Here is a 24,805-nt window from a genome sequence, read left to right as displayed (position 1 = left end):
TCTGTTCGTGATCGCCTTGGGTGACGTGTCAGAACCACAAGGAGATTACCACATGACACACACCCGCTATGCCTTCATCAAGGCGCAATGGCACGCTGACATTGTCGACCGGGCGCTGGAGGGCTTCCTGCAGCTGATCCCGGCAGAGCAGGTCGACGTGTTCGACGTGCCCGGCGCCTTTGAAATGCCGCTGCTGGCGCAGGAGCTGGCAAAGACCGGAAAATACGCCGCCGTGGCCTGCGCCGCCTTCGTGGTGGATGGCGGCATCTACCGGCATGATTTTGTGGCTCAGGCCGTGGTGGACGGGCTGATGCGTGCAAGCATGGACACCGGGGTGCCGGTGCTGTCGGTCTCGCTGACCCCGCACCACTACCAGGAGACGGAGCACCACAACGCGATCTACCGCGCTCACTTCGTGGAGAAGGGGCGCGAGGCTGCCAATGCTGCGCTGATGATCACCAAAACGCGGGAGGCGGCACTGGCTGCATAAATCTGCTTTTTACAGTGCCTTACACAACTGACTGGCCCGCCGCGCAGGCGGCGGGCAACCGTCCTCACTCCACAATTCTCAATTTAACCATATATTAATAAAGGATGTTTCGCAGCGAAACCCCTTTTCATTTACACCCCGTCGCAGGCCGTTCCCGGCAGCGGGGTCAGGCCGTTCCCAAATACGCCTGCAAGGCCGGCGGCGGGTTGTCCAGCAGCTCCGCCGTCGCCTGCGGCGGGTGCGCCGTGCCCTCCGCCACCAGCACCACCTGATCCGCGATCCGGCGGGCGTCATTGGGATCATGGCTGACCATCAGCACTGTCGCGCCACTTTCCCGCGCAAGGTCTGAGACCAGATCCAGCATCTCTGCCTTCAGCGCTGGACCAAGCGCGGCAAAGGGTTCATCCAGCAGCAGGATATCGCGCCCCTGCACCAGCACCCGCGCCAGCGCCACCCGGCTTTGCTGCCCGCCCGACAGCGCCGCAGGCTTGCGCGTGCCCACGCCACCCAGGCCGACCCGCTCCAGCGCCGCCCCGACCTGGCTCCACTCCGCCTCGCTCAACCGCAGGTTCGCATGCAGCCCCAGCGCCACATTTTGCGCCACGGTCAGATGCGGAAACAGGTTGCCGTCCTGAAACAGCATCGCCACCGGCCGCTTGCCCGGCGGCGTGCCGGTCAGGTCCGCGCCGTTCCACGAGATACGCCCGCGGGTAACGGGCAGAAAACCCGCCACCGCCTCCACCAGCGTTGATTTGCCGGCGCCAGAAGGCCCGATCACCGCGACGCAGGCGCCGGCTGCGATCTCCAGATCCGCTTCTACCGCATAATCGCCGTTCATGATCCGGCAGTTCTCAAGCCTCAGCATGCCAGCGCCCCCCGCGGTCCAAAATCCAGAATGCCCCCATCGACAGCATCAGCAACAGCAGCGCCGCGCCGGCCGCCGCCTCCATCCGGTAGGCCCCCATCAGCCGGTAGATCTGCAAAGGGAGCGTTGCAAAATCCGGGTCGGCAAACAGCGCCACCACACCGAGGTCGCCCATCGACAGCGCCGCCGCCAATCCCGCGGCAAACCCGGTCTGCGCCCGCATCCGCGGCAGGTAGACCCGGCGCACAAAGGCCCAGCCCTGCATGTCCAGCGACAGCGACAGGCGGCCATACCGCCCCAGCACCTCCCGCGCCCGCGGGACCAGAATGCGCATGGCAAAAGGCAGCGCCATCACCGCATTGACCAGCGCCGTCACCGGCAGCGCCAGCGCAAAGGGGTCAGCGATGGGATAGATCAGAATGAACAGCCCGGTGCCGATCACCAGCGGCGAGGCCGCGAGACCCAAAATACCCGACAGCTCGGTCAGACCAGCACGCCCGGCAGCCGCGGCGGCGGCCATCGGCAAGGCCAGCCCCAGCAGGATCACGGTGCTGAGCGCGGCAACCAGAACGGAGTTTCCCGCCGCCTGCCAGACGGACGCTTTCAGCGACAGAACACCCGGCAGGCCTGCCAGCACGATAGCCGCCAGCGGCAGCAGCAGGAACGCGGCGGACAGGACAATCCAAAAGCCATCCAAGCTGCGCGCCAGGGCGCTCTGCCCGTCCCAGCGCCGCACCGCAAGGTCAAGGCCGGCACCAAAGCCTTCGCCCGCCGACACCCGCAGCGCCACCAGCGCGGCGGCACCAGTCAGCAGCAGCTGCAACCCAGACAAGAGCGCCGCGCGGCCCAGGTCGAAATCAAACCGGAAAGCCTGATAGATGGCGAGCTCGATAGTCGTTGCCTTTGGGCCTCCACCCAGGGTTAGCGCCACCGCAAAGCTGGACAGGCAAATGGCAAACACCACCGCCAGCGCACCGGGCGCCACCCGCCGCAGCATCGGGCCTTCCAAGAGCCGCCACATCGCCAGCGGCCCGGCGTCCAGCTGTGCTGCCAAGCGGAAGCGTTCGGCAGGGATCTCCTGCCAGCCCTGCAGGATCAGCCGGGTCGCCAGCGGCAGGTTGAAGAAGACATGCGCCAGCACCACCCCGTGCAGCCCGTAAATCTGCACAGGGTCCAAACCGAATATCCCCAGCAGGCTGCTCAGCCAGCCAGCCCGGCCAAACACCGCCAGCAGGCCAAGGATGGCCACAATGACAGGCAGGATGAAAGGCGCGCCCAACAGCGCAATCAGCAGGCTCCGCCCCGGAAACCGCCGCCGCGCCAGTGCGCGGGCGGCGGGGATGGCGAGGCCAACACTCAAAAGCGCCGACAGGCCCGCCTGGGTCAGCGTGAACCGCAGCGCGGCCCAGTCGCTGGCACCAAAGCCCGTGCCTGATTCAGCCCTCAGGGCAACAGCCCCAAGGGTTCCCAGAATCAGCGCAGCCACCAAAAGGGCCGCGCCGATCCCGGGCAGGGCGCTTACTGGCTGAGCGCGTCCAGCCATTCGCCCAGCGCCGCATCGCGCACCTCTGCGGCTTCCGTCTCGCTCAGCAGCAGCGATTTCTCCGGCGCGATCAGGGTATCAAAGCCTTCGGGCAGGCCGCCCGCGGGCGTCACCGCCGGATACATCCAGTTGGTGGTCGGGATGATCGACTGGAAGGCATCCGACACCATGAAGGCCAGGAACTGATCGGCCAGCTCCGGCTGGTCGCTGTTTGCCAGTTTGCCGGCAACTTCCACCTGCATGTAATGGCCCTCGTCAAAGGCCGCCGCCGCCTTGGAGCCGTCTTCCTCCGCGATCAGGTGATAGGCGGGCGAGGTGGTGTAGGAGAGCACCATATCAGCCTCGCCTTCCAGGAACATGCCATAGGCCTCGGACCAGCCCTTGGTCACAGTCACCACGTTGTCAGAGAGGCCCTTCCAGATTTCCGGCGCCTCGTCGCCATAGGCGGCCTTGACCCACAACAGCAGGCCCAGACCCGGAGTCGAGGAGCGCGGGTCCTGGATCACGATCTTCATGTCGCTGGCGGCCAGCGCCTTGAAATCCGCAGGCGCCGCCGCATCGGCGTTATGCACAAAGGCGAAGTAGCCCCAGTCATAGGGCACAAAGGTCGCGTCGCTCCACTCGACCGGCAGCGCATAATCGGCGCTGACCGAATGCTCCGCAAACAGGCCGGTTTCCTTGGCCGCCGCGGTCAGGTTGGTGTCGAGCCCCAGCACCACATCAGCGTCGGAGCGTTCGCCCTCCAGCTTCACCCGTGCCAGCAGCGCCGCGCCGTCGCCAGCGCCAACCAGTTTCAGGTCGCAGCCGCAGACCTCTTCAAACGCCTTTTCCACCACCGGGCCGGGACCCCAGTCGGAGACAAAGCTGTCGTAGGTGTAAACGGTGAGTTCGGGCGTTTCGGCAAAAGCGGCCGAGGCGCCAAGCAGTCCCGCTGCAAATGCAAGATGTTTCATGCCATCCTCCTTTGCGGCTTTGGGCAAGGGTGGAGGCTGTCCAGTACCTTCCCTCCGCCGGTGTGATCCGGTTCAGGTTCAACGGGTGTCATCTCAGCGCCGCAGCGCACCCCGAGGTGGCGCGGACCTTAGGCCCGGAGCGCAGCAATGACAAGCCAAAGCCCGGCCAGGACCTATGCTTCAGGCAAACTGGACCGCTGCCAGCGCCGGCCCCCAGTTCTTCTGGCAGGAAATATCCCGGGGGAGCCGCCGCAGGCGGCGGGGGCAGCGCCCCCTTGCCCCGTTTGCCGCAGAGAAACCCTCTTGAGACACAGGCCCCTGCCCGCTAAGCACGTCCCGCAAAGGAGACCGCGCCTCATGTCGATGAACAGCTTTGGACACCTCTTCCGCGTCACCACCTGGGGCGAAAGCCACGGGCCCGCGCTTGGCGCCACCGTCGACGGCTGCCCGCCGAATGTGCCGCTGGAGCCGGAAATGCTGCAGCAGTGGCTCGACAAGCGCCGCCCCGGCCAGAACAAGAACACCACCCAGCGCAATGAGCCGGACGCGGTGAAGATCCTGTCCGGCGTGTTCGACGGCATGACCACCGGCACGCCCGTACAGCTGATGATCGAAAACACCGACCAGCGGTCCAAGGATTACGGCGAGATTTCCCAGACCTTCCGTCCGGGCCATGCCGACATCACCTATTTCCAGAAATACGGCAACCGCGACTACCGCGGCGGCGGCCGCTCCTCGGCGCGCGAGACCGCGGCGCGGGTTGCCGCGGGCGGTGTTGCACGTGAAGCAATCAAGGCGCTGGTGCCGGGGCTGGAGATCAAGGGCTACATGACCCAAATGGGCGCGCTGGAGATCGACCGCAGCCGCTTTGACTGGGACGCGATCGAGCAGAATGATTTCTGGATCCCCGATGCCGGCGCAGTGCAGGAGTGGGAAGACTACCTGCAGGCGCTGCGCAAGGCACATGACTCGGTTGGCGCGGTGGTGGAGGTGGTCGCCCGCGGCGTCCCCGCAGGCATCGGCGCGCCGGTTTATGGCAAGCTGGACACTGATCTGGCCGCCGCGATGATGTCAATCAACGCGGTCAAAGGCGTCGAGATCGGCGAAGGCATGAACGCCGCCCGCCTCAAGGGCTCGGAAAACGCCGATGAGATTTTCATGGGCGCCAAAGGTCCGGAGTATTCCTCCAACCACGCCGGCGGCATCCTGGGCGGGATCTCCACCGGGCAGGACGTGGTGGTGCGGTTTGCGGTGAAGCCGACCTCTTCGATCCTCACCCCGCGCAAGTCGATCCGCAAGGATGGCTCCGCCACCGAGGTGATCACCAAGGGCCGCCACGACCCCTGCGTCGGCATCCGCGCGGTGCCGGTGGCCGAGGCGATGATGGCCTGCGTGATCCTGGACCACCTGCTGCTGCACCGCGGCCAGATCGGTGAAAACCAGGGCCATATCGGCTGAATATCAGACCCTAAGAAGGGCTTAGTCCTATTTCCAAGGGTGAAGCGTGCTGTGGCAGCTTCGCCCTTGGCCGTTCAGGAATGCTCGCCTTCACATTGCCCGTGATCCCCCAGCGCCGCCAGCACCTTGCATTCGCCGCCCTGCCCGTGGCCGCACAGATGGGTGATGCGCTCCAGCTCTCCTGCCAGCTGCTCCAGCCGGGAAATCCGCGCGCGCACTGCGCTCAGCTGGGCCTCGGCGATCCGGTGAACTTCTGAGCAATCCTCGCCCAGCTGCCCCTCAATCGACATCATCACCTTGATGTCCTCCAGCGGGAACCCGAGGTCGCGCGCATGTTTGATGAAACCCAGCGCATCCATCCCGTCCTGACCGTAGCGGCGCTGGTTGCCGGCATTGCGGCCCGGCGGCGGCAGCAGCCCGATCTCCTCGTAATAGCGGATGGTGGGCACCTTCACGCCGGTGGCCTTGGACAGCTGGCCAATGGAAAACATTTGCAAAACCTCTTGAAGCTCTAGTGACTAGAGGCCCTACATTGATCCCGAATCGGAAATGAGGACAAGAGCAATGGCAGGCTGCTGCAATCACGACGCAAAATTCGACGGGGTCTCAGACGACTACAAACGCAGGCTGTGGGTGGTGATCGCCATCAATGCCGGCATGTTCGCGGTGGAAATGGGCGCGGGCCAGCTGTCCGGCAGCCAGGCGCTGAAGGCGGACGCGCTGGACTTTCTGGGCGACGCGCTGACCTATGGCATTTCGCTGGCGGTGATCGGAGCGACCTTGCGCACCCGGGCGCTGGCGGCGCTCGGCAAGGGTATCAGCCTGCTGCTGATGGGGCTGTGGGTGTTCGGCTCCACCGTCTATCAGGTGTTTTACGTCGGCGTGCCGCAGGCGCAGATCATGGGACTGATCGGTTTCATGGCGCTGGCGGCGAACCTGATCTCGGTGCTGCTGCTGGCCCGTTACAAGGACGGAGACGCCAATGTGCGCTCGGTCTGGCTGTGCTCGCGCAATGACGCGATTGGCAATGTGGCGGTGATGATTGCAGCACTTGGCGTCTGGGGCACCGCGACAGGCTGGCCTGACCTGATCGTGGCCGGCATCATGGGCGGTCTGTTCCTGAACTCCGCCTTTCAGATCCTGGCGCAGGCGGTGCGGGAATGGCGCCAGGAAGAGGCGCACGCGGCGGCTCATACACACTAAGACCTGAGGGCTGTGCCTGCCTGGGCGGGCGCAGCCCGGCCTCTCGGCCGGGTGGAGCAAAGATTAGGCAAACAGCCCTGCGTATGCTTCGCGCAGGGCTTTCTTCTGCACCTTGCCCATGGTGTTGCGCGGCAGGGCGTCCAGCAGAATGATCTCCTTGGGCTGCTTGAATTTGGCAAGCTGGCCGGAGAGCGCGGTCTTGATCGCCTCGGCGCTGGTGCCCTCCCCCTCCGGCACCACTACGGCCACCACACCCTCGCCGAAGTCGGGGTGCGGCACGCCGATGACCGCGCTTTCCAGCACGCCGGGCAAATCATCAATCAGGCTTTCAACCTCCTTGGGATAGACATTGAACCCGCCGGTGATGATCAGATCCTTCTCGCGCCCGACGATGGTGACATAGCCATCGGCGTCGATCTTCGCCATGTCGCCGGTGATGAACCAGCCGTCCGGCTTCAGTTCCTCGGCGGTTTTCTCCGGCATCTGCCAATAGCCCTGAAACACGTTCGGCCCGCGCACTTCCAGAACGCCGATCTCTCCGGCAGGCACCTCGGCGCCATCCCGCATCACCCGCGCTTCGACACCCGGCAAAGGGAAGCCGACGGTGCCGGCCCGGCGCTCACCCTCGTAGGGGTTCGATGTGCTCATGTTGGTTTCGGTCATCCCGTAGCGTTCCAGGATGCGGTGGCCGGTGCGCGCCTGCCATTGCTCGTGGGTATCGACCAGCAGCGGCGCGGAGCCGGAGATGAACAGGCGCATGTTCGCCGCCCGCTCCCGCGTCAGCCGCGCATCCGCCAGCAGACGGGTATAGAAGGTCGGCACCCCCATCAGCGCCGTGGCCGCGGGCATCGCCTCCAGAATCGCATCCGCATCAAACCCCGGCAGGAATACCACCTGGGCGCCCGCAAACAGCGCCACATTGGTCGCCACAAACAGCCCGTGGGTGTGGAAGATCGGCAGCGCGTGGATCAGCACGTCGTCCTGGGTGAACCGCCAGCAGTCGCGCAGGGTCAGCGAGTTGGAGGCAAGGTTATCATGACTCAGCATCGCGCCCTTGGAGCGGCCGGTGGTGCCGGAGGTGTAGAGGATCGCCGCCAGATCGTCTGGCTGACGTGAAACGGGGTCAAACCCGTCCTGAGCCTCCGCCAGATCGCGCAAGCTGCCCTGCTCCGCGGCATCCAGCGTCAGAACCTGCGCCCCTCCGGCGATGGCAGTGATTTCCTCCAGCCGGGCCGGGTCGCAGACCACCACGCGCGGAGAGGCGTCGCCGGCAAAGTAAGCCACCTCCGGCCCGGTATAGGCGGTGTTGAGCGGCAGAAAGATACCGCCAGCCATGACAGTGCCCAGGTATAGCTCAATCGCCTGAATGGTTTTCTGGACCTGCACCGCCACCCGGTCGCCGGGCTGCACGCCCTGAGCTGCCAGGGCCGCTGCCATCCGCTCCGCGCCCGCAAACAGCGCGCCGAAGGTGACCGTGCCGCCGTCCGGGAGCCGGGCAAAGACATCCTCCTCGCGCCCTATGGAGGAGTCGCGCAGCTGGCGGATCAGGTGGTTGGCGTCATACATCGGCGGCTCCTTCATCTGGCGGCGCCATTTGCGCGCCTTGACCTGCCGAAATCAAGCCATTGATCTTTGCGGCGCTTGGGCGCAGGGTCGCGCCATGGCGAAATCGTTAACATCGCATCGGCCTGTGCTGGCGGTCCTGCTGAAGGTGACCGCGATTGCGCTGTTCACCGCCTTGTCGGGGATTATCAAAGCCACCTCTGAGACCGTGCCGGCAGGCGAGGCGGTGTTCTTCCGCTCCTTCTTTGCCATTCCGGTGATCGTCATCTGGCTGGCCGCGCGCAGAGAGCTTCGGCACGGGCTGGTCACGAAGAAACCGATGTTTCACGTGTGGCGCGGTCTGGTCGGAACCTCGGCGATGGGGATGACCTTCATGGGACTGGCGCTGCTGCCGCTGCCGGAGGTTACGGCCATCGGCTATGCCACGCCGATCTTCACGCTGATCCTGGCGGCGCTGTTTCTGGGAGAGACCATCCGGATGGTGCGGATCAGCGCCGTGGCCATCGGCCTCTTGGGCGTGCTGATCATGATCTGGCCCCGCCTCGGCGGCGATCTGGAGGATGGCGCCATGCTGGGCGTCCTGCTCGTGGTCGGCGCCACCGTCGCACGCGGCTTTGTGCAGATCCACATCCGCCGCATGGTGCAGTCCGAGCATACCGCGGCCATCGTGTTCTATTTCTCGCTGACCGCCTCGGGCCTCGCGCTGCTGACTGCGCCCTTCGGCTGGGTGATGCCGGATGCGCAAACCGCCGCCCTGCTGGTTGGCGCCGGGCTGGTCGGCGGGGTGGCGCAGATCCTGGTCACCTCCTCCTACCGCTTTGCCCCGGCCTCCATGCTGGCGCCTTACGACTATGCCTCGATGATCTTTGCCATCGTGATCGGCTATTTCTGGTTCGATGAATGGCCAACGCTGGTGATGCTGGCCGGCGCAGCGCTGGTGATTGCCGGCAATGTGCTGGTGATCTGGCGTGAGCACCGGCTGGGCCTGCAGCGCGGCAAGGCCCGGGCTGCGAGCAATCCAAAGGGCATCTAGCAAGGCTCTAACCAGCGCTTTTTTTGCGTTTTCACCTGCGCTGCACGCGGGCCAGCTCAGACCGCACGGGTCAGCGCACCGTCCACGCGGATGTTCTGGCCGGTGGTATAGGCGGCATCGTCTGAGGCCAGATAGGCAATCAGCGCCGAGACTTCGCGCGCCGTGCCATAACGGCCCATCGGGATGCGCGCCCTGCGGTCCTCAGTCTCCGGCAGGCTGTCGATGAAGCCCGGCAGCACATTGTTCATCCGCACGCCCTGGGCCGCGAACTTGTCGGCAAACAGCTTGGTGAAACTCGCAAGCCCCGCCCGGAACACGCCGGAGGTCGGGAACAGCGGATCCGGCTCAAACACCGCGAAGGTGGAGATGTTGATGATCGAACCATTGCCCTGTGCTGCCATGATGGGTGCCACCAGACGCGAAGGGCGGATCACGTTCATCAGGTAGTATTCCATCCCCAGATGCCAATCCTCGTCGCTGATCTCCATGATATCGCCTTTGGGCCCGTGGCCGGCCGAATTCACCAGCACGTCGATCCGCCCCCAGCGCTCCATCGCCTTGTCCACCAGCGCCTGCAGATCGCTTTGCTTTAGGTTGGAGCCGGTGTGGCCCACCCCGCCCAGGCCCTCAGCCAAAGCCTCGCCCTTGCCGGAGGAGGAGAGGATCGCAACCTCATACCCCTGTTCGTGAAGGTGGCGGGCAGCATCCGCGCCCATGCCGCTGCCTGCGGCGGTGAAGAGAGCAACTTTGGTCATGTTCATACTCCTTTGCTGGCCTTCAGAATGGCGGCTCAGCGGCCGCTTGACCAATCATGTCTCATCGCGCCAGACTGCAGGAAAACTACTGGCTGGAACCTGATGCGCCTGCCCAACCTCAATGCCCTGCGGATGTTCGACGCCGCCGCCCGCCACCTGAATTTCGGCCGCGCGGCAGAGGAGCTGCACCTGACCCAAGGCGCGGTGGCCCAGCAGGTGCGCCGGCTGGAGACGGATCTGGGCCACAAGCTGTTCCACCGCCATGCCCGCGGGCTGACCCTGACCGACACCGGGCGCAGCTACCATGCACCGGTCAGCCAGGCGCTGGCGCTGATCCGCGACGCGACCGCCACGCTGGCCCCCGCTGTACAACGGGTGACGCTGTCGGTGCCGCCGTCCTTTGCCTCGAAATGGCTGGTGCCGCGGCTGCCGGAGTTCCAGGCCCGCCATCCCGACATTGACCTGCGGGTGGTTGCGGAGGAAAGCCTGGCTGATTTCAAGCGGGATGGCATCGACATTGCCGTCCGCCAGGGCAGCAAACCGCAAGAGGGCAGGTTGAACTGTGCGCTGCTGTCGCTGGTGGATCTGGTGGCAGTCGCGAGCCCGGATCTGGCTCTGACAAAGGAAGAATCCCTGGATCTGCCGGCAATCGCCCAGCTTACGCTGATCCAGGACGGGCACCGGCACTGGGACCTCTTGCTGCGGCAGGAAGGGCTCACGGCCACTGGCCGGGTTCTGCAATTCAACCAGACCGCGCTGGCGATGGATGCGGCCGTGAACGGCCAAGGCATCGCACTGGTGCCGCGGATGTTCCTGGGCAATCAGCCGCTGGACATCCTGTGGCAGGCGCCGCGGCTGGGCGACCAAGGGTTTTACGTGCTGTGGCCCAGCGCACAGGGCCGGGCCAAAACAGTGGTGGACTGGCTGCTGCGCCAATAGGCATCAGGCGGAGGCGGCCTCGGCTTCCTCCGGCGCGCTGAGCGAAATCACCGCAACAACGGCTGCCCCGTTCAGCAGATAGAAGGCCGAATCCAGCCCGGCAAAACCGAAGATAAAGGGCGCCGCCAGAAAGGCGAGGCCAACGATCAGGTCAACGGTCAGATGCAGCTTGTAGGGCAGCACCCGGACCAGGCCGAGGTGGTGGTCGGTCAGCAGCGTCAGCACAAAGGCGGCTATGCCGGTTGCCACCGACAGCCACAGCGCCAGCGGGTTGCTTTCGCCAAGACCCAACAGAAACGGCAGCCCCATCAGGGCGGCGGCCACCGGATAATCAAGATAGGCATGAATAGTACGGGTCACGAAACGGAGGGGCATGGGTCAGGTCCTTTTTCCGGAAGTTTTCGGGCCGCCCATTCGGCGGCTCTGTCCCCAGAGTGGCGCAGACTGTCCGGACGGTGAATTTCAGCCCCTCCGGCAAACCTTGCAGATCGTTCAAACAACGGGCGTTTGGGACCTCAGGCCGCGCAATGCTGCTGCCGGTAGGCCGCGGGTGACATGCCCACTTGTTTGCGGAACACGCGGGAAAACGCCGCCTCGGAGGCATAGCCGGCAATCTCTGCCGCATCGGCCACATTCAGCCCCTGCTCTGTCAGGCCCTGGCAGGCAATCTGCATCCGCCAGCTAGTCAGGTATTGCATCGGCGTCACCGCCATCTTGGCCGCAAATTCCTGGGCAAAGGCGGTGCGGGACATGCCTGCCTCCCGCGCCAGGCCCTCGACGCTCCATTCCTTGGCAGGCGCCTTGTGGAACGCTGTCAGCGCCCGCGAGATGCGCGGGTCGGCAAACCCCGCCAGCGCCGATCCACTGGGGCTCTGAACCTCCAGATAAGCGCGGATGGCCTGGGCAAACAGCACCTCGGACAGCTTCAGCGAAATCAGGTCGCCGCCGATGCGGGCGCCCTCCACCTCGGAGCCGATCATCCGCAAGGTCGCCTCGATCCAGGCTCCGGCAGCCTCGCCGTAGTTTTCTATCACGATATAGGGCGGCAGCCGGTCGATCAGCATATGCCCGGCACCGCGCCGCCCCGGCATGGCGGCAAAGGAGAAATGGCCGCAGATCAGCTGGGTATCGCGCACCTCCTCCGCGCCGCCGTAAACCAGCACCCCGCCGCCGTCATAGCCTGCATCCTCCAGCACCTGCTCCAGCGGCAGCGCCTCCGGCGGCTGCACCTCGTTGCACAGCAGCATATGGGCCGCGCCATGCGGGATCAGCACCAGATCGCCCTGCTTCAACCGCAGCGTCTCGCCGCTCGCCGGCACATGCACGTTCAGCTCGCCCCGCTGCACAAAATGAAACCGCGCGACGTTTTCGTAGTCCGGCACCTGGATCCCGAACGGCGGGGTGAAGGAGGTGCGGAAGTAAAGCGTCCCCTTGAGGGACAGCCGGGTGAGGATATCGCTGAGCAGGTCCAACATGGCCCTGATGTTAGGCGTCTGGCATCCGCCGTCCATGGTCCCGGACGATCTGCAAGGGAATGTGAACGATCAGACGCAGCCTTGCCAAGGCCAAGGGGAGCGGCATTGCCCTGGAAACCCGTTCCTGCGCGCAGTCAGTCGTGAAAGTCCGGCCGGTCCTTTCTGCCGCGGTTGGTCATCAGACGGCTCATCGCGAGGATGCCAGCGGCACCCAGCGCCAGCAGCACCGCGTGGACATAATACCCAAGTCCCGAGGCCATGCCGACACCTCCGGCCACCCACAGGCTGGCTGCGGTCGCCATGCCCCCGACCCGCTCATCCCCCTGGATGATCGCCCCGGCACCGAGAAAGCCGATCGCCCCGACAAGCCCCTGCATGATCCGGGTCGGATCAGCGCCCATTTCAAGCGCCAGCGCCTCCATCGACATTTCCATGGTGATTAGCGTGAAACCTGCCGCCCCAAGCGAAACGATCATATAGGTCCGCATGCCCACCTTGCGGTGCCGCAGCTCCCGGTCCAGCCCCAGAAGCGCCCCGGCAGCAGCGGCGCAAACCAGCCGCAGGACCAGCTCAAGATAACTTACATAGGCAATGCTCAGGTCCATCGCGTTCCTGCTCCTTCGTATCGGGCCGAGCCTGCAGCCGGCCTGGAATGACTTTTCTGCAATAGCCCCGTTTATGGCACAGTCCCGGAAAATGTGCAGGAAAATGGCAAAGGACGCTATGTTCTGTGACATGCAGCCTGCGGCCGCAGCCGCAAAGAAAAACCCCCGCCACACGGGCGGGGGTTTTCAATCAGACCTGCAGTGCGCTTACGCCCGGACCAGCTTCTCGTAGTCCTCAGCGATCTCGCGGGTCAGGTCGCCAACTTCAAAGGTATAGTCACCAATCTGCCCGACCGGGGTCACTTCGGCGGCGGTGCCCGTCAGCCAGCACTGCTCAAAGCCTTCCATCTCCTCCGGCATGATGTGGCGCTCATGCACGGTGACGCCCTTGTCCTTGAGCATCTGGATCACGGTCTGCCGGGTCAGGCCATTCAGGAAGCAATCCGGCAGCGGCGTATGCACCTCGCCATCCTTCACGAAAAAGATGTTGGCGCCGGTCGCCTCCGCCACATAGCCGCGGTAGTCCATGAACAGCGCATCCGAGCAGCCCTTGGCCTCGGCCTTGTGCTTGGAGATGGTGCAGATCATGTAAAGGCCCGCCGCCTTGGCATGCACCGGGATGGTCTCCGGGCTGGGCCGCTTCCACTCCGCGATGTCGAGCTTGGCGCCTTGCATCTTGGCATCGCCGTAATAGGCGCCCCAGCCCCAGACCGCGATGGCCATCCGCACCGGATTGCGGGCCGAGGCGACCCCCATATCCTCTCCCGCGCCGCGCCAGACCAGCGCGCGCACATAGGCGTCCTGCAGACCGGAGGCCTTCAGCGTCTCTTCTTTTGCTGCCTCGATCTGGTCGACGGTATAGGGCATCGGCATGTCCAGCGCCTTGGCCGAGGCGACCAGCCGCTCGGAATGCTCCCGGCTCTTGAAGATCTTGCCGTTATAGGCGCGTTCGCCCTCAAACACGGAAGACGCATAATGCATCGCATGGGTCAGGATATGCACCTTGGCATCCCGCCAGTCGACCAGCTCCCCATCCATCCAGATCACTCCGTCGCGGTCGTCATAACCAGCCATGCCGCACCCTCCTGAAACTCTGCGGTGATTTTCGATAATTGCGCAAACTGCGACCGGTCCGGACACAATATTGCGTCAAAGCTGGGATTCGATACATCTTCACTCTTGGAATGTCAACAACACTGACATAAACTGACCGGCAAGACAAACGAGGGGGCACCGAATGCCTGAAGGCCGGACAGGGCAGGGTTACAGCGGCGAAAGCCTGCTGTTTCTGACAGATGAGCAGCTGCGCCAGGGGATCGAGGCGATGTTCTTTGCCTATCGCGGCTTTACCGCCGATCCGGACCGGATCCTTGCGGAACTGTCATACGGCCGGGCGCACCACCGCGCGATCCATTTCATCAACCGCTCGCCCGGCACCACGGTGAACAATCTGCTAAGTATTCTGGGCGTCACCAAGCAATCTCTGAACCGGGTGCTGCGGACCCTGATCGGCGACGGCCTGGTCGAAAGCAAGGTGGGCGAGCTGGATAAGCGCGAACGCCACCTCTACCTGACCGATCAGGGCGCCGCGCTGGAGGCCACCCTGTCGGACGCCCAGCGCGCCCGGATGCGCGCCGCCTACAAGGACGCAGGCCCCGAGGCGGTGCAGGGTTTCAAGAAGGTGCTGGAAGCGATGATGGACGCCGACATGCGCCGCGCCTATGCCAAGCTGCGCGAAACGGGTGCATGAGCATGCATGACGCCCATCTGCTGATCGTGGACGATGATGAGCGCATCCGCGGCCTCTTGAAGAAGTTCCTGATGCGCTCGGGCTTTTTGGTGACCGCGGCACGCGATGCGGCCCATGCCCGGCGGGTGCTGGCGGGGCTGGATTTCGATCTGATCATCATGGATGTGATGATGCCGGGCGAGGACGGCATCTCGCTGACCCAATCCCTGCGCGAAACCATGTCCACCCCGATCCTGCTGCTGACCGCCAGGGGCGAGACCGAAGACCGGATCGCCGGGCTGGAGGCCGGCGCGGACGATTATCTGCCGAAACCCTTTGAACCGAAGGAGCTTCTGCTGCGGGTGAACGCCATATTGCGGCGGATGCCCGACACCGTGGCGCAGGAGGCCGCGCCCAAGGTGCTGCACCTCGGCGCCATCCGCTACGACATCGAGCGCGGCGAGATGTGGCAGGGCGATGAGCTGATCCGCCTCACCGGCACCGAAAGCCAGCTGATGAAAATCTTCTCGGCCCAGCCCGGCGAGCCGGTCTCCCGCACCAAGCTGGTCGAGGACCTGGGCCGCGACCGCGGCCAGGCGCAGGAACGCGCGGTGGACGTGCAGATCACCCGGCTGCGCCGCAAGATCGAGCCGAATCCCAAGCAGCCGCAGTATCTGCAGACGGTGCGCGGGGCGGGTTACATGCTGGCACCGGATTAACGCATTCCCGGTTCCTTCTTCTGGCCCAAAATATCCCGGGGTCCGGGGCAGCGCCCCGGGTTTCCCCTTGCAGCCAAAGGCCGCCGCCCCCTAGGGTCGCGCCAAGCCCGGCCGCAGGAGGAACGCTGAATGACAACCGCTCTGATCACCCACGCGGACTGCCTGAACCACGTGACCCCGGACGGCCACCCCGAACGGGTTGCCAGGCTGGAGCACATCCTGCACGCGCTGGAGCCACTGGACCTGAGGCGCGTGACAGCCCCGATGGCCGCGGAGGATGACATTCTCCGCATCCACCCCGCGTCGTACCTCTCGGACCTGCGCAGGGCCTCCCCGGCAGAAGGCTGGGCACAGATTGACGGCGACACCTTCCTGTCCCCCGGATCAATGGATGCAGCCTTCCGCGCGGCGGGGGCAGTGGTGCGCGGCGTCGGCATGGTGCTGGGCGGCGAGGTGCAGAACGCCTTTGCCGCGGTGCGCCCGCCGGGGCATCACGCGGAAACAGACACTGCAATGGGCTTCTGCCTGTTCGGCAATGCGGCGCTGGCCGCCAAGCACGCGCTGGACCATCACGGCCTCAAACGGGTAGCCGTGGTGGACTTTGACGTCCATCACGGCAACGGCACCCAGGACCTGCTGTGGGATGAGCCGCGCGCGCTTGTGATCACCAGCCAGCAAATGCCGCTCTGGCCCGGCTCCGGCCGCCCGGACGAGGACGGCGCCCATGGCCAGATCCTCAACCTGCCGCTGGCGCCGGGATCGGGCCGGGCAGAAATGCAGGCAGCCTATGAGGGCCAGGCCTTCCCGCGCCTGCGCGCCTTCAAACCGGAGCTGATCATCATCTCCGCAGGCTTTGACGCCCATCAGGACGATCCTCTTGCCAGCCTCAACTGGACCACCGCGGATTTCGCTTGGCTCACCGCGGAACTGTGCAAGCTTGCCAGTGAGCTGTGCCAGGGCCGTATCGTCTCGACTTTGGAAGGCGGATATGATCTGAACGCGCTGGCCGCGGCAACCCGCGCGCATGTGGAAGAACTGATAAAGGCACCGGCATGACTGAGACCCCCGTAGACCAGATGAGCTTTGAACAGGCAATGCGTGAGCTGGAAGGCGTGGTGGACCAGCTGGAGCGCGGCGATGTGGCGCTGGATGCGTCGATTGCGCTTTACGAGCGCGGCGCGGCGCTGAAGAAACGCTGCGAGGACGAGCTGAAACGCGCCGAGGAAAAGGTGGCCGCCATCACGCTCGACGCCAACGGCACCCCCAAGGGCACCCAGCCGCTGGACGCCGGCTGAGCCATGAGCGCCGCCGCAGACACCCGGACGCGCCCCTTTGCGGAGGCGCTGAAAGACGCGCAAACCCGCATCACCGCGCATATGGAGGCACGGCTGGCGGGCAGCGACGACCTGCACGCCGCGATGCGCTATGCCATCACTGGCGGCAAAATGCTGCGCGGATTCCTCGTGCTGGAAAGCGCCCGCTTGCACGGTGTTCCGGCGGAGGCCGCGATCGAGGCCGCGCTCGCCATCGAATGCATCCACGCCTACTCACTGGTGCATGACGACCTGCCCTGCATGGACGACGACGACCTGCGCCGCGGCCAGCCCACCGTGCACCGGAAATGGGATGAGGCAATGGCGGTGCTGGCGGGCGACAGCCTGCAGAGTTTCGCCTTCGAGCTGCTGGCAGATCCCAGTGTGGGGCCCCATGCGCTGACTCTGATCCGCGGGCTGGCGCAATCGTCCGGCAAGGATGGTATGGTGTCGGGCCAGATGCTTGATATTGCGGCCGAAACCGCAAATGGTCCGCTGACGCTAGAGCAAATCACCCGGCTGCAGGGCCGCAAGACCGGCTGCCTGATTGAATGGTCCGCCACCGCCGGCGCAGTTCTGGCCGGGGCAGACCCGGCACCGTTGAGGCAATACGCAAGCGCCTTGGGACTTGCCTTCCAAATCGCCGACGACATCTTGGATGTGGAAGGGGATGCCGCAAAGGTGGGCAAAGCCGTGCGCAAGGACGCAGATGCCGGCAAGGCCACCTTTGTCTCGCTCCTGGGGCTGGCAGAGGCGAAAGCCCGCGCGCAGACCCTGTGTGACGAGGCCTGCGCCGCGCTCTCACTTTATGGTGAGGATGCCGAAACCTTGAAGGAAGCCGCGCGTTTCGTTATTGCGCGCGACAGCTAACCCCGCGCGCCACGCCCCGGCACCCCGCCCGGCGCAGCCCAAGGAGACACCATGCCCGACCGGCCCAAGACCCCGCTTCTGGATCAGATCACGCGCCCCGCGGATCTGAAGGGGCTGACGGATGCGCAGCTGGTGCAAGTCGCGCACGAACTGCGGCAGGAAACCATTTCCGCGGTTTCCGTCACCGGCGGCCATCTGGGCGCGGGCCTTGGCGTGGTTGAGCTGACCACCGCGCTGCACGCGGTATTCGACACACCGCGGGACAAGGTGATCTGGGACGTGTCCCACCAGTGCTACCCGCACAAGATCCTGACCGGGCGCCGCGACCGCATCCGCACCCTGCGGATGAAGGACGGGCTCAGCGGTTTCACCAAACGCTCCGAGTCGCCTTATGACCCGTTCGGCGCCGCCCACAGCTCCACCTCGATCAGTGCCGCGCTTGGCTTTGCCGTCGCGCGCGACCTGGGCGGTGTGATCCCCGAGGGCAACGGGGACGCCATCGCAGTGATCGGCGATGGCTCGATGTCGGCCGGCATGGCGTTTGAGGCGATGAACAACGCAGGCCATCTGGGCAAGCGGCTGTTCGTGATCCTCAACGACAACGAGATGTCGATTGCCCCGCCGGTGGGCGCGCTGTCGTCCTATCTGTCCCGCCTCTACGCGGGCGAGCCGTTCCAGGAGCTGAAGGCGGCTGCCAAAGGCGCGGTCTCGCTGTTGCCGGAACCGTTCCGCGAAGGCGCCAAACGCGCCAAGGATATGCTCAAGGGCATGGCGGTCGGCGGCACGATGTTCGAAGCGCTCGGCTTCTCATACCTCGGCCCCATCGACGGCCACGACATGGACCAGCTGCTGCCGGTCCTGCGCACCGTCAAGGCGCGGGCGACCGGCCCGATCCTGATCCATGTGCTCACCAAGAAGGGCAAGGGCTACGGACCTGCTGAGCGCGCCCGCGACAAGGGCCACGCAACCGCCAAGTTCGATATGGTGACTGGCGAGCAGAAAAAGGCGCCCTCCAACGCGCCCTCCTACACTTCGGTCTTCGGCAATGAGCTGGTCAAGCTGGCCGCCAAGGACGACAAGATCTGCGCCGTCACCGCGGCGATGCCAGATGGCACCGGCCTCAGCCTGATGGCCGAACGCTACCCCTCGCGCTGCTTTGACGTGGGCATCGCAGAACAGCACGGCGTCACCTTTGCCGCGGCGCTGGCCGCGGGCGGAATGAAGCCGTTCTGCGCGATGTATTCCACCTTCCTGCAGCGCGGCTACGATCAGGTCGTGCACGACGTGGCGATCCAGCGCCTGCCGGTGCGCTTTGCCATCGACCGCGCAGGGTTGGTCGGTGCTGATGGCGCCACCCATGCCGGCAGCTTCGACATTGCCTTTATGGCCAACCTGCCGGGCATGGTTGTGATGGCCGCTGCGGATGAGGCGGAACTCGCCCATATGGTCGCCACCGCCGCAGCCTATGACGACGGCCCCATCGCCTTCCGCTACCCGCGCGGTGAGGGCGAAGGTGTCGACATGCCCGAAACCCCGGAAGTACTGGAAATCGGCAAGGGGAGGATGGTCCAGCAGGGCAAGCGCGTTGCGCTTTTGTCCTTCGGTACCCGGCTGGGCGAGGTCAAAAAGGCCGCCGAAGCGCTGGCGGCCAAGGGCATCACGCCCACCATCGCCGACGCCCGCTTTGCCAAGCCGCTGGACCGCGATCTGATCCTGCAGCTGGCCGCGGACCACGAGGCGCTGATCACCATCGAGGAAGGCGCAGTCGGCGGTTTCGGCTCGCATGTCGCGCAGCTTCTGGCAGAGGAAGGCGTTTTTGACAACGGGCTCAAGTACCGCTCGATGGTGTTGCCCGATACCTTTATCGACCAGGCCAGCCCGGCGGACATGTACGAGGTGGCCGCGATGAACGCCCCGCAGATCGAGGCCAAGGTGCTGCAGGTTCTGGGCGTCGCGACGATTGGCGAAAAGCGGGCCTAACTGGCTTCATCCCAAGGCGGAAGCCTGTGTAGGCAGGCTTAGACCGGGGGCTGCAAGTGCAGGCGGCCTTTGTCCTTAAACCCCCGGCGGTTCCGCCGGCGGCACAAAGCTTTCCATGTCCTCGGCCTCCAGCACCGCCCGCAGCCCCTCGCGGTAGGTCGGATACAGCAGGTCCACCCCCAGCTCATCCTTGATACGCCAGTTCCGCACCCGCTTGTTCTCACCATAGAAGCTGCGCGCCATCGGGGTCATGCCCGCCTCGTCAAACGGCACCTCGGCAGGCATGGGCAAACCCAGCAGTTCCGCGGCATGGCCCAGCACATCCTGCGGCGGGGCCGGATCATCGTCGCAGACGTTGTAGATCGCCCCCGGCCGAGGCTGCGCGATGGAGGCCGCGAGCACCTGGGCGATATCGTCCACATGGATGCGGGAAAACACCTGCCCCGGCTTGATGATCCGCCGCGCCTTGCCCGCCATCAGCTTGGCAAAGGGGCCGCGGCCGGGGCCATAGATACCGGCCAGGCGGAAGATATGCAGGGGCAGACCGGGAATCGCCTGCCATTGCGCCTCCGCCAGGGCCCGCCAGTCGCCGCGCTGGCTGGAGGGAGTGACCGGCGTGTCCTCATCGACCCAGGCGCCGTCGTGGTGGCCGTAAACCGCGGTGGTGGACAGGTAGCCCACCCATTCCAGACCGGGAGCAGCGGCAATCCTGCTGCCGATCGCCGCCAGCACCGGGTCGCCTTCCGCATTCGGCCCGATCGAATTCAGGATATGCGTTACCCCGTCCAGCGGCACCTCTTGCCCGGGCCAGGTGATCATCTCCACGCCATCGGCCTCCACGGGATCCCGCGAGGTTCCGATAACCCTCCAGCCGTCCGCCTGCAGTCGCGGCGCAAGCGCCCGGGCGGTATAGCCAAATCCAAGACAAAGCAGTGTTCTTCCCATGGCACCTAGATGCGTTGGCGGTGGCCGGGGTGCAAGGGTTGATTCGAATCTCCCAAGCGACTTTGATGGCCCGATGAAAAAGCAAGCACCGGGATTGACCGATGCCTATACGCTGAGCACGCCTGAGGAATCACGGCGGCTCTATGCGGACTGGGCCGGCACATACGACCAGGACTTCGCCGCCGGTCAGGATTACCTGCTGCCCGCACAAACTGCCAAGGCCTTTGCCGCCGCCGGCGGCGAGGGCCCGGTGCTGGACGCCGGCGCAGGCACCGGCCTTTGCGGCCAGGCGCTGCGGGCACTTGGGATCGAACCCGTCGACGCCACTGACATCAGCGCTGCGATGCTGGCCGAAGCCCTGCGCAAGGACGCCTACCGCGACGTGATCGAGGCCGACCTGATGGAGGGCATCCCGGTTCCGCGCGGTTCCTACCGCGGTGTGGTGTCCTCCGGCACTTTCACCCACGGCCACCTCGGCCCAGAGGTGCTGCCTGCCCTGCTGCGCGTGGCCGCGCCCGATGCCTGGTTTGCGCTGTCGGTGAACGCAAAGTTCTACGAAAAGGCGGGATTTGCTGACGCCTTCGACCGGCTGCTGCGCGGGCAATGGATCAGGAACCTGACCCTGCCCGAAGTGCAGATCTACGGCCTAGGTGCCACCGGCGCGCACAAGAACGACACCGCGCTTATCACCTTGTTTCAGAAAGTGTAGCCCCTGCCGTTTGCACAGGGTCAAGGGAGGCGCAGCCTCCGCGCGGCACGCGCGGCTTGCCCTTGAGGCTGTGCTGACGGATCACAAAATCGGACTGGCTGCTTGAGGAGCAGACCTGCTCCTCAAGAGCTTCTCAGCGAATGGATTGCGCCGCGCCAAGCGCGGCGCCCGGCCCAACTGTGCAGGGGCATCTTCAGATGTCCCGCAACTGGCGGGAGTACCGCGTCAGCGCCCCTTCCAGACCGGATCGCGCTTTTCAGCGAAGGCGCGGGCGCCTTCCAGGTTGTCCTCGGAACCATAGAGCACGTCCACGGTTTTCAGCTGCCTCCGGGTGATCCGGTTCATCGCGTCCTGGAACTTGCTGTCCTCGGCATCGCGCACGATCTCCTTGATCGCCGCATACACCAGCGGCGGGCCGGAGGCGAGCAGCCGCGCCAGCTCCCAGGCGCGGTCCATCAGCTGATCCGCCGCCACGATCTCATTCACCAGGCCCCAGCGGTTGGCCTCTTCGGCATCGAACCAGCGCCCGGTCAGCAGTAGCTCCATGGCGATGTGATAGGGGATGCGTTTGGGGAGTTTCACGCTGGCCGCATCCGCAACGGTGCCGGAGCGGATTTCCGGCAGCGCAAAGGTGGCGTGATCGGCAGCGATGATCATGTCGGCCGACAGCGCCAGCTCCAGCCCGCCGCCGCAGGCGATCCCGTTCACAGCGGCAATCACCGGCTTGTTCATATCGCGCAGCTCCTGCAGCCCGCCAAAACCGCCGACGCCGTAATCGCCATCCACCGCATCACCGTCAGCCGCTGCCTTCAGGTCCCAGCCCGGGCAAAAGAACTTTTCGCCGCCGCCGGTCAGGATCGCCACGCGCAGTTCCGGATCATCGCGGAAATCGCGGAACACCTCGCCCATCACCCGGCTGGTTTTCAGATCAATGGCATTGGCCTTGGGCCGGTCCAGGGTCACTTCCAGAATGGCGCCGTCACGGCGGGTTTTCACGGGGCTGTTCTCGGGGCTGTCGCTCATCTCATCTCCTCCTGGCATGGGACATGCCGTTCTGTTTCCGGGCCAAAGCCCTAGTATTTCCGCCGCATCAGCGCGTCTGCGGCCACCGCATCCGCCGGCGTGCACAAAAGCGGGTTGATCTCGATCTCCTCCAGCCCCAGCGCGTTTTCCATGACATAGGCTTCGACGGCGCGGACGGCACGCAGGATCGCCTCGCGGTCTGCCGCCGGGGCGCCGCGGTAGCCATCCAGCAGTTTTGCGATGCGCAGCGACTGGAGCGCCGCTTCGATGTCCGCATCGGAAGCGGGCAGAAGGAAGGACGCGCTGTCCTCCATCAGCTCAGTCAAAGTGCCGCCCGCCGCCAGCGTCATGACAAAGCCATGCGCCGGGTCCTTGACCACGCCGATCAGCAGCTCGGCCACCGCGCCGGCAACCATTTCCTCGACAAGAAAGCGCGACGCGGGCATGCTGAAGGCGGCATCGCTCACTTCCTGGCCGGAGTTCAGGTTCAGCACCACAGCCCCCGCTTCAGTCTTGTGCGCGACGCCTTCGCCCTTCAGCACCACCGGGAAGCCGACATCGACCGCCACCGCACGGGCATTGGTGGCAGAGGCCGCCCGTTTGGACCGGGGAACACGCAACCCGTAGCTTGCCAGTTGCCACTTGGCATCGGCTTCGGGCACCAGATCCGGCTCTACAGCCGGCGTCGGCAGCAGCAGCGGCACAGGTGTTTCCGGCAGCGGCAGGCTGGCGGCCTCACAGGCGGCAATCGCTTCGCTCAGGCCGCAGAAAGGCACTACGCCTGCTTCCATCAGCCGGGCCGCCACGGCCTCCGGCAGCAGTTCCGGCAGAGTGGCGACGAGGCCGACATTGGCCCCGGTCCGCTCGCGCGAACCGATGGCGGCCTGAATGGTGCACTCCCAGTCCGATGCATCGCAGCGGTCCTCGCGCGGGAAGTCGACGATCAGCATGGTCATCGCCAGCTGCGGATCCATCATGGCCGAGAAGGCTTTGGTCATCGCCTCGCTGTCGCGCCAGATATAAGTGTGGTAGTCGAGCGGGTTCGCCAATGCCACCATCGGCCCAAGCGCGTTGCGCAGGTCGGTTTTCTGGCGGTCATTCAGGGGCGGAAACACGACGTTGCGGGGGTGGCCGGTGTCCGCCGCCAGGCTGGCCTCCCCGCCAGAGCAGCTGATTGTCGCGATGCGGTTCGAAGGCAGCCGCCCCGTCACATGCAGCAGCTTCAAGGTCTCCAGAAAAGATGGCAGATCCTCGAGACGCGGAATGCCGAGGCGAGCGAGCAAAGCCCCCGCCCCCGCATCACCGCCCGCAAGCGAGGCGGTATGGGAAACCGTTGCAGCCCGGGCCTCAGCCGATTTGCCGACCTTCAGTGCGACAATCGGCTTACCCAGCTCGCGGGCGCGGGCAGCCAGCGCCTCAAACGCACGCAGATCGCCAAAGCCCTCGATATGCAGACCCAGCGCAGTGACGCGGTCGTCTTCCAGCAGCGCCTCGCCAATGGCGGCAATACCCGACTGCGCCTGGTTGCCAGCGGTGACCACATAGGCCAGCGGCAGCCCGCGCTTCTGCATGGTAAGGTTGATGGCGATGTTGGAGCTTTGGGTGACCAGGGCCACGCCTTTCTCCGCCCGCTGCCCGCCATGCTGGTCCGGCCACAACAACGCACCGTCCAGATAGTTGATGAAGCCATAGCAATTGGGACCGAGAAACGGCATCTCCCCCGCCGCGTCCAGAAGCTGCGCCTGCAGGTTCGCGCCTTCAGCGTCCTCGGCCGCGGCCTCCAGAAAGCCGGACGCAAAGCACACCGCCCCGCCGGCGCCGCGGGCCGACAGCGCCCGTACCACTTCGATTGTGGCAAAGCGGTTCACCCCGATAAAGGCCGCGTCCGGCGCCTCCGGCAGGCTGTCCGCGTCCTTGAAGGCAGGCAGGCCCGCGACGTCTTCGGCCTTGGGATGGACCGGCCAGATGGCGCCGTCGAACCCCATCTTCCGGCACTGCTCAATCACCAGGCGGCACCACGCGCCGCCGCCGATCACAGCTATGGATTTGGGACGGAAAAGGCGGGAAAGGTCGCGTGTCATACTATAGCGGTTCCGCTGGTTGAGAGTTCGGAAGCCTCCGGCGGGGATATTTTCAGCCAGAAGAAGCACATGGTTTTATTAACCAGAAGCGGCAACGCTGGTTGCGCGGTACAGGCGGGGACGCCGATGACCGCGCCAGGAGAAGCCCCCCGGTTGCGGCGCTGCCCTCCGGGGGCTGGATCTGGTTTCATTCTTCTTCTGGCCTTCAAATATCCTCGCCGAAGGCGAAAAACTGCCGGGTTTCAAGGTGCAGGCCGGTCGAGATGGCCCAGATCCCGGTCCGGGTCAATCCGGTCGCGCACGCGGGTCTTCAGCTCTTTCGCATCCGGAAAGCCGCCGTCCCGCTTGCGGTCCCAGACCAGTTCCTTGTCAACATGGATTTCGAAGATCCCGCCCGTGTCTCCGGGAACCAGTGTCACCCCGCCCAAGGTGCCCTGGAAGGTCTGCAGCAGCTCCTGCGCCATCCAGCCGGCCCGCAGCAGCCAGTTGCAGCCGGTGCAGTAGGTAATGGTAACGGTAGGTTTCTCTGGGGGTTTCCCGGACCCGGTCATGGA

General features: G+C 65.2%; 26 protein-coding genes and 1 riboswitch. Of the genes, 12 read left to right on the top strand and 14 right to left on the bottom strand.

Translation table 11 applies throughout. The features are described 5' to 3' along the window. Positions 1 to 52: 52 nt before the first annotated feature. Positions 53 to 490 (top strand): 6,7-dimethyl-8-ribityllumazine synthase, encoded by a 438-nt coding sequence (locus R2C4_RS18550; protein ID WP_141891734.1) that lies wholly within the window; start codon positions 53 to 55, stop codon positions 488 to 490. A gap of 166 nt (positions 491 to 656) precedes the next feature. Here the strand turns inward: R2C4_RS18550 and R2C4_RS18545 are convergent, their stop codons facing one another. The 3 genes from R2C4_RS18545 to thiB are packed head-to-tail and all read right to left on the bottom strand — an operon-like array spanning position 657 to position 3,851. Next, positions 657 to 1,355, bottom strand: coding sequence for a thiamine ABC transporter ATP-binding protein (locus R2C4_RS18545; RefSeq protein ID WP_141891733.1), 699 nt, complete (start codon positions 1,353 to 1,355; stop codon positions 657 to 659). Further along, positions 1,342 to 2,898, bottom strand: coding sequence for a thiamine/thiamine pyrophosphate ABC transporter permease ThiP (locus R2C4_RS18540; protein WP_141891731.1), 1,557 nt, complete (start codon positions 2,896 to 2,898; stop codon positions 1,342 to 1,344). Before R2C4_RS18540 ends, R2C4_RS18545 begins: the two co-directional genes overlap by 14 nt. Beyond that, positions 2,874 to 3,851, bottom strand: a complete 978-nt coding sequence (gene thiB, locus R2C4_RS18535; RefSeq protein WP_141891729.1) for a thiamine ABC transporter substrate binding subunit — start codon at positions 3,849 to 3,851, stop codon at positions 2,874 to 2,876. Before thiB ends, R2C4_RS18540 begins: the two co-directional genes overlap by 25 nt. A gap of 32 nt (positions 3,852 to 3,883) precedes the next feature. After that, a riboswitch (TPP riboswitch) is annotated at positions 3,884 to 3,975 on the bottom strand. 233 nt (positions 3,976 to 4,208) lie between these two features. Between thiB and aroC the strand changes: the two genes are divergently transcribed. Beyond that, the gene (aroC, locus tag R2C4_RS18530; protein WP_141891728.1) at positions 4,209 to 5,309 is read left to right on the top strand and encodes a chorismate synthase; all 1,101 of its coding nucleotides are present in this window, start codon (positions 4,209 to 4,211) and stop codon (positions 5,307 to 5,309) included. Between the two features lie 74 nt (positions 5,310 to 5,383). Here aroC and R2C4_RS18525 read toward each other — a convergent pair whose 3' ends face one another. Further along, on the bottom strand, positions 5,384 to 5,800 hold the full coding sequence (locus tag R2C4_RS18525) for a MerR family transcriptional regulator (RefSeq protein WP_058287444.1): 417 nt from the start codon (positions 5,798 to 5,800) through the stop codon (positions 5,384 to 5,386). 73 nt (positions 5,801 to 5,873) lie between these two features. Here R2C4_RS18525 and R2C4_RS18520 point away from each other — a divergent pair, with 73 nt between their 5' ends. After that, complete coding sequence (locus R2C4_RS18520; protein WP_058287443.1) at positions 5,874 to 6,512, top strand: cation efflux transmembrane domain-containing protein; 639 nt, start codon at positions 5,874 to 5,876, stop codon at positions 6,510 to 6,512. Between the two features lie 63 nt (positions 6,513 to 6,575). On the opposite strand, the gene R2C4_RS18515 is transcribed toward R2C4_RS18520, so the two are convergent. Beyond that, a complete protein-coding gene (locus R2C4_RS18515; protein WP_141891726.1) occupies positions 6,576 to 8,078 on the bottom strand; it encodes a malonate--CoA ligase in 1,503 nt (500 codons plus the stop codon). Between the two features lie 94 nt (positions 8,079 to 8,172). Between R2C4_RS18515 and R2C4_RS18510 the strand changes: the two genes are divergently transcribed. Continuing rightward, positions 8,173 to 9,108, top strand: coding sequence for a DMT family transporter (locus R2C4_RS18510; RefSeq protein WP_141891725.1), 936 nt, complete (start codon positions 8,173 to 8,175; stop codon positions 9,106 to 9,108). Between the two features lie 56 nt (positions 9,109 to 9,164). On the opposite strand, the gene R2C4_RS18505 is transcribed toward R2C4_RS18510, so the two are convergent. Continuing rightward, a complete protein-coding gene (locus tag R2C4_RS18505; RefSeq protein WP_141891724.1) occupies positions 9,165 to 9,869 on the bottom strand; it encodes an SDR family oxidoreductase in 705 nt (234 codons plus the stop codon). Between the two features lie 96 nt (positions 9,870 to 9,965). On the opposite strand from R2C4_RS18505, the gene R2C4_RS18500 reads away from it, so the two are divergent. Beyond that, positions 9,966 to 10,802, top strand: a complete 837-nt coding sequence (locus R2C4_RS18500; RefSeq protein WP_141891722.1) for a LysR substrate-binding domain-containing protein — start codon at positions 9,966 to 9,968, stop codon at positions 10,800 to 10,802. Between the two features lie 3 nt (positions 10,803 to 10,805). Here R2C4_RS18500 and R2C4_RS18495 read toward each other — a convergent pair whose 3' ends face one another. The 4 genes from R2C4_RS18495 to R2C4_RS18480 all read right to left on the bottom strand — a co-directional run bounded on the left by R2C4_RS18495 (position 10,806) and on the right by R2C4_RS18480 (position 13,956). After that, positions 10,806 to 11,177: an SPW repeat domain-containing protein gene (locus R2C4_RS18495; RefSeq protein WP_141891721.1), complete on the bottom strand. Its 372-nt coding sequence runs from the start codon at positions 11,175 to 11,177 to the stop codon at positions 10,806 to 10,808. Between the two features lie 140 nt (positions 11,178 to 11,317). Further along, complete coding sequence (locus R2C4_RS18490; protein ID WP_141891720.1) at positions 11,318 to 12,277, bottom strand: AraC family transcriptional regulator; 960 nt, start codon at positions 12,275 to 12,277, stop codon at positions 11,318 to 11,320. A 134-nt stretch (positions 12,278 to 12,411) separates the two neighbouring features. Beyond that, entirely contained in the window at positions 12,412 to 12,882 is a 471-nt protein-coding gene (locus R2C4_RS18485) for an MgtC/SapB family protein (RefSeq protein ID WP_008557545.1), read from the bottom strand. A gap of 207 nt (positions 12,883 to 13,089) precedes the next feature. Continuing rightward, a complete protein-coding gene (locus R2C4_RS18480; protein WP_141891719.1) occupies positions 13,090 to 13,956 on the bottom strand; it encodes a branched-chain amino acid aminotransferase in 867 nt (288 codons plus the stop codon). A 163-nt stretch (positions 13,957 to 14,119) separates the two neighbouring features. Here R2C4_RS18480 and R2C4_RS18475 point away from each other — a divergent pair, with 163 nt between their 5' ends. The 6 genes from R2C4_RS18475 to dxs all read left to right on the top strand — a co-directional run bounded on the left by R2C4_RS18475 (position 14,120) and on the right by dxs (position 19,493). Then, on the top strand, positions 14,120 to 14,632 hold the full coding sequence (locus tag R2C4_RS18475) for a MarR family winged helix-turn-helix transcriptional regulator (protein WP_058287434.1): 513 nt from the start codon (positions 14,120 to 14,122) through the stop codon (positions 14,630 to 14,632). Next, positions 14,629 to 15,330 (top strand): response regulator, encoded by a 702-nt coding sequence (locus R2C4_RS18470; RefSeq protein WP_141891717.1) that lies wholly within the window; start codon positions 14,629 to 14,631, stop codon positions 15,328 to 15,330. The genes R2C4_RS18475 and R2C4_RS18470 overlap by 4 nt, the downstream gene beginning before the upstream one ends. Positions 15,331 to 15,459: 129 nt before the next feature. Then, positions 15,460 to 16,386, top strand: coding sequence for a histone deacetylase family protein (locus tag R2C4_RS18465; RefSeq protein ID WP_141891716.1), 927 nt, complete (start codon positions 15,460 to 15,462; stop codon positions 16,384 to 16,386). Further along, on the top strand, positions 16,383 to 16,625 hold the full coding sequence (locus R2C4_RS18460) for an exodeoxyribonuclease VII small subunit (RefSeq protein WP_019297546.1): 243 nt from the start codon (positions 16,383 to 16,385) through the stop codon (positions 16,623 to 16,625). The genes R2C4_RS18465 and R2C4_RS18460 overlap by 4 nt, the downstream gene beginning before the upstream one ends. Positions 16,626 to 16,628: 3 nt before the next feature. Next, complete coding sequence (locus R2C4_RS18455; protein ID WP_141891715.1) at positions 16,629 to 17,513, top strand: polyprenyl synthetase family protein; 885 nt, start codon at positions 16,629 to 16,631, stop codon at positions 17,511 to 17,513. 51 nt (positions 17,514 to 17,564) lie between these two features. Next, positions 17,565 to 19,493 (top strand): 1-deoxy-D-xylulose-5-phosphate synthase, encoded by a 1,929-nt coding sequence (gene dxs / locus R2C4_RS18450; RefSeq protein ID WP_141891714.1) that lies wholly within the window; start codon positions 17,565 to 17,567, stop codon positions 19,491 to 19,493. Positions 19,494 to 19,568: 75 nt separating this feature from the next. Here the strand turns inward: dxs and R2C4_RS18445 are convergent, their stop codons facing one another. Then, positions 19,569 to 20,438, bottom strand: coding sequence for an SDR family oxidoreductase (locus tag R2C4_RS18445; RefSeq protein WP_141891713.1), 870 nt, complete (start codon positions 20,436 to 20,438; stop codon positions 19,569 to 19,571). Positions 20,439 to 20,511: 73 nt separating this feature from the next. Here R2C4_RS18445 and R2C4_RS18440 point away from each other — a divergent pair, with 73 nt between their 5' ends. After that, positions 20,512 to 21,147 carry a class I SAM-dependent DNA methyltransferase gene (locus tag R2C4_RS18440; protein ID WP_141891712.1) on the top strand — a complete coding sequence of 212 codons (636 nt, stop codon included), beginning with the start codon at positions 20,512 to 20,514 and terminating at the stop codon, positions 21,145 to 21,147. 225 nt (positions 21,148 to 21,372) lie between these two features. Here R2C4_RS18440 and R2C4_RS18435 read toward each other — a convergent pair whose 3' ends face one another. From R2C4_RS18435 to R2C4_RS18425, 3 genes are all read right to left on the bottom strand, one after another. Next, complete coding sequence (locus R2C4_RS18435; protein ID WP_141891711.1) at positions 21,373 to 22,170, bottom strand: carnitinyl-CoA dehydratase; 798 nt, start codon at positions 22,168 to 22,170, stop codon at positions 21,373 to 21,375. Between the two features lie 50 nt (positions 22,171 to 22,220). Continuing rightward, positions 22,221 to 24,251: an acetate--CoA ligase family protein gene (locus tag R2C4_RS18430; RefSeq protein WP_141891710.1), complete on the bottom strand. Its 2,031-nt coding sequence runs from the start codon at positions 24,249 to 24,251 to the stop codon at positions 22,221 to 22,223. Between the two features lie 242 nt (positions 24,252 to 24,493). Then, entirely contained in the window at positions 24,494 to 24,802 is a 309-nt protein-coding gene (locus R2C4_RS18425) for an Rdx family protein (protein WP_141891709.1), read from the bottom strand. Positions 24,803 to 24,805 lie beyond the last annotated feature (3 nt).

Source organism: Leisingera aquaemixtae, from assembly GCF_006740765.1.
Classification (GTDB): Bacteria; Pseudomonadota; Alphaproteobacteria; order Rhodobacterales; family Rhodobacteraceae; genus Leisingera; species Leisingera aquaemixtae.
The sequence above is the reverse complement of the archived record's forward strand: the minus strand, read 5'-3'. Positions and strand labels throughout refer to the sequence as shown.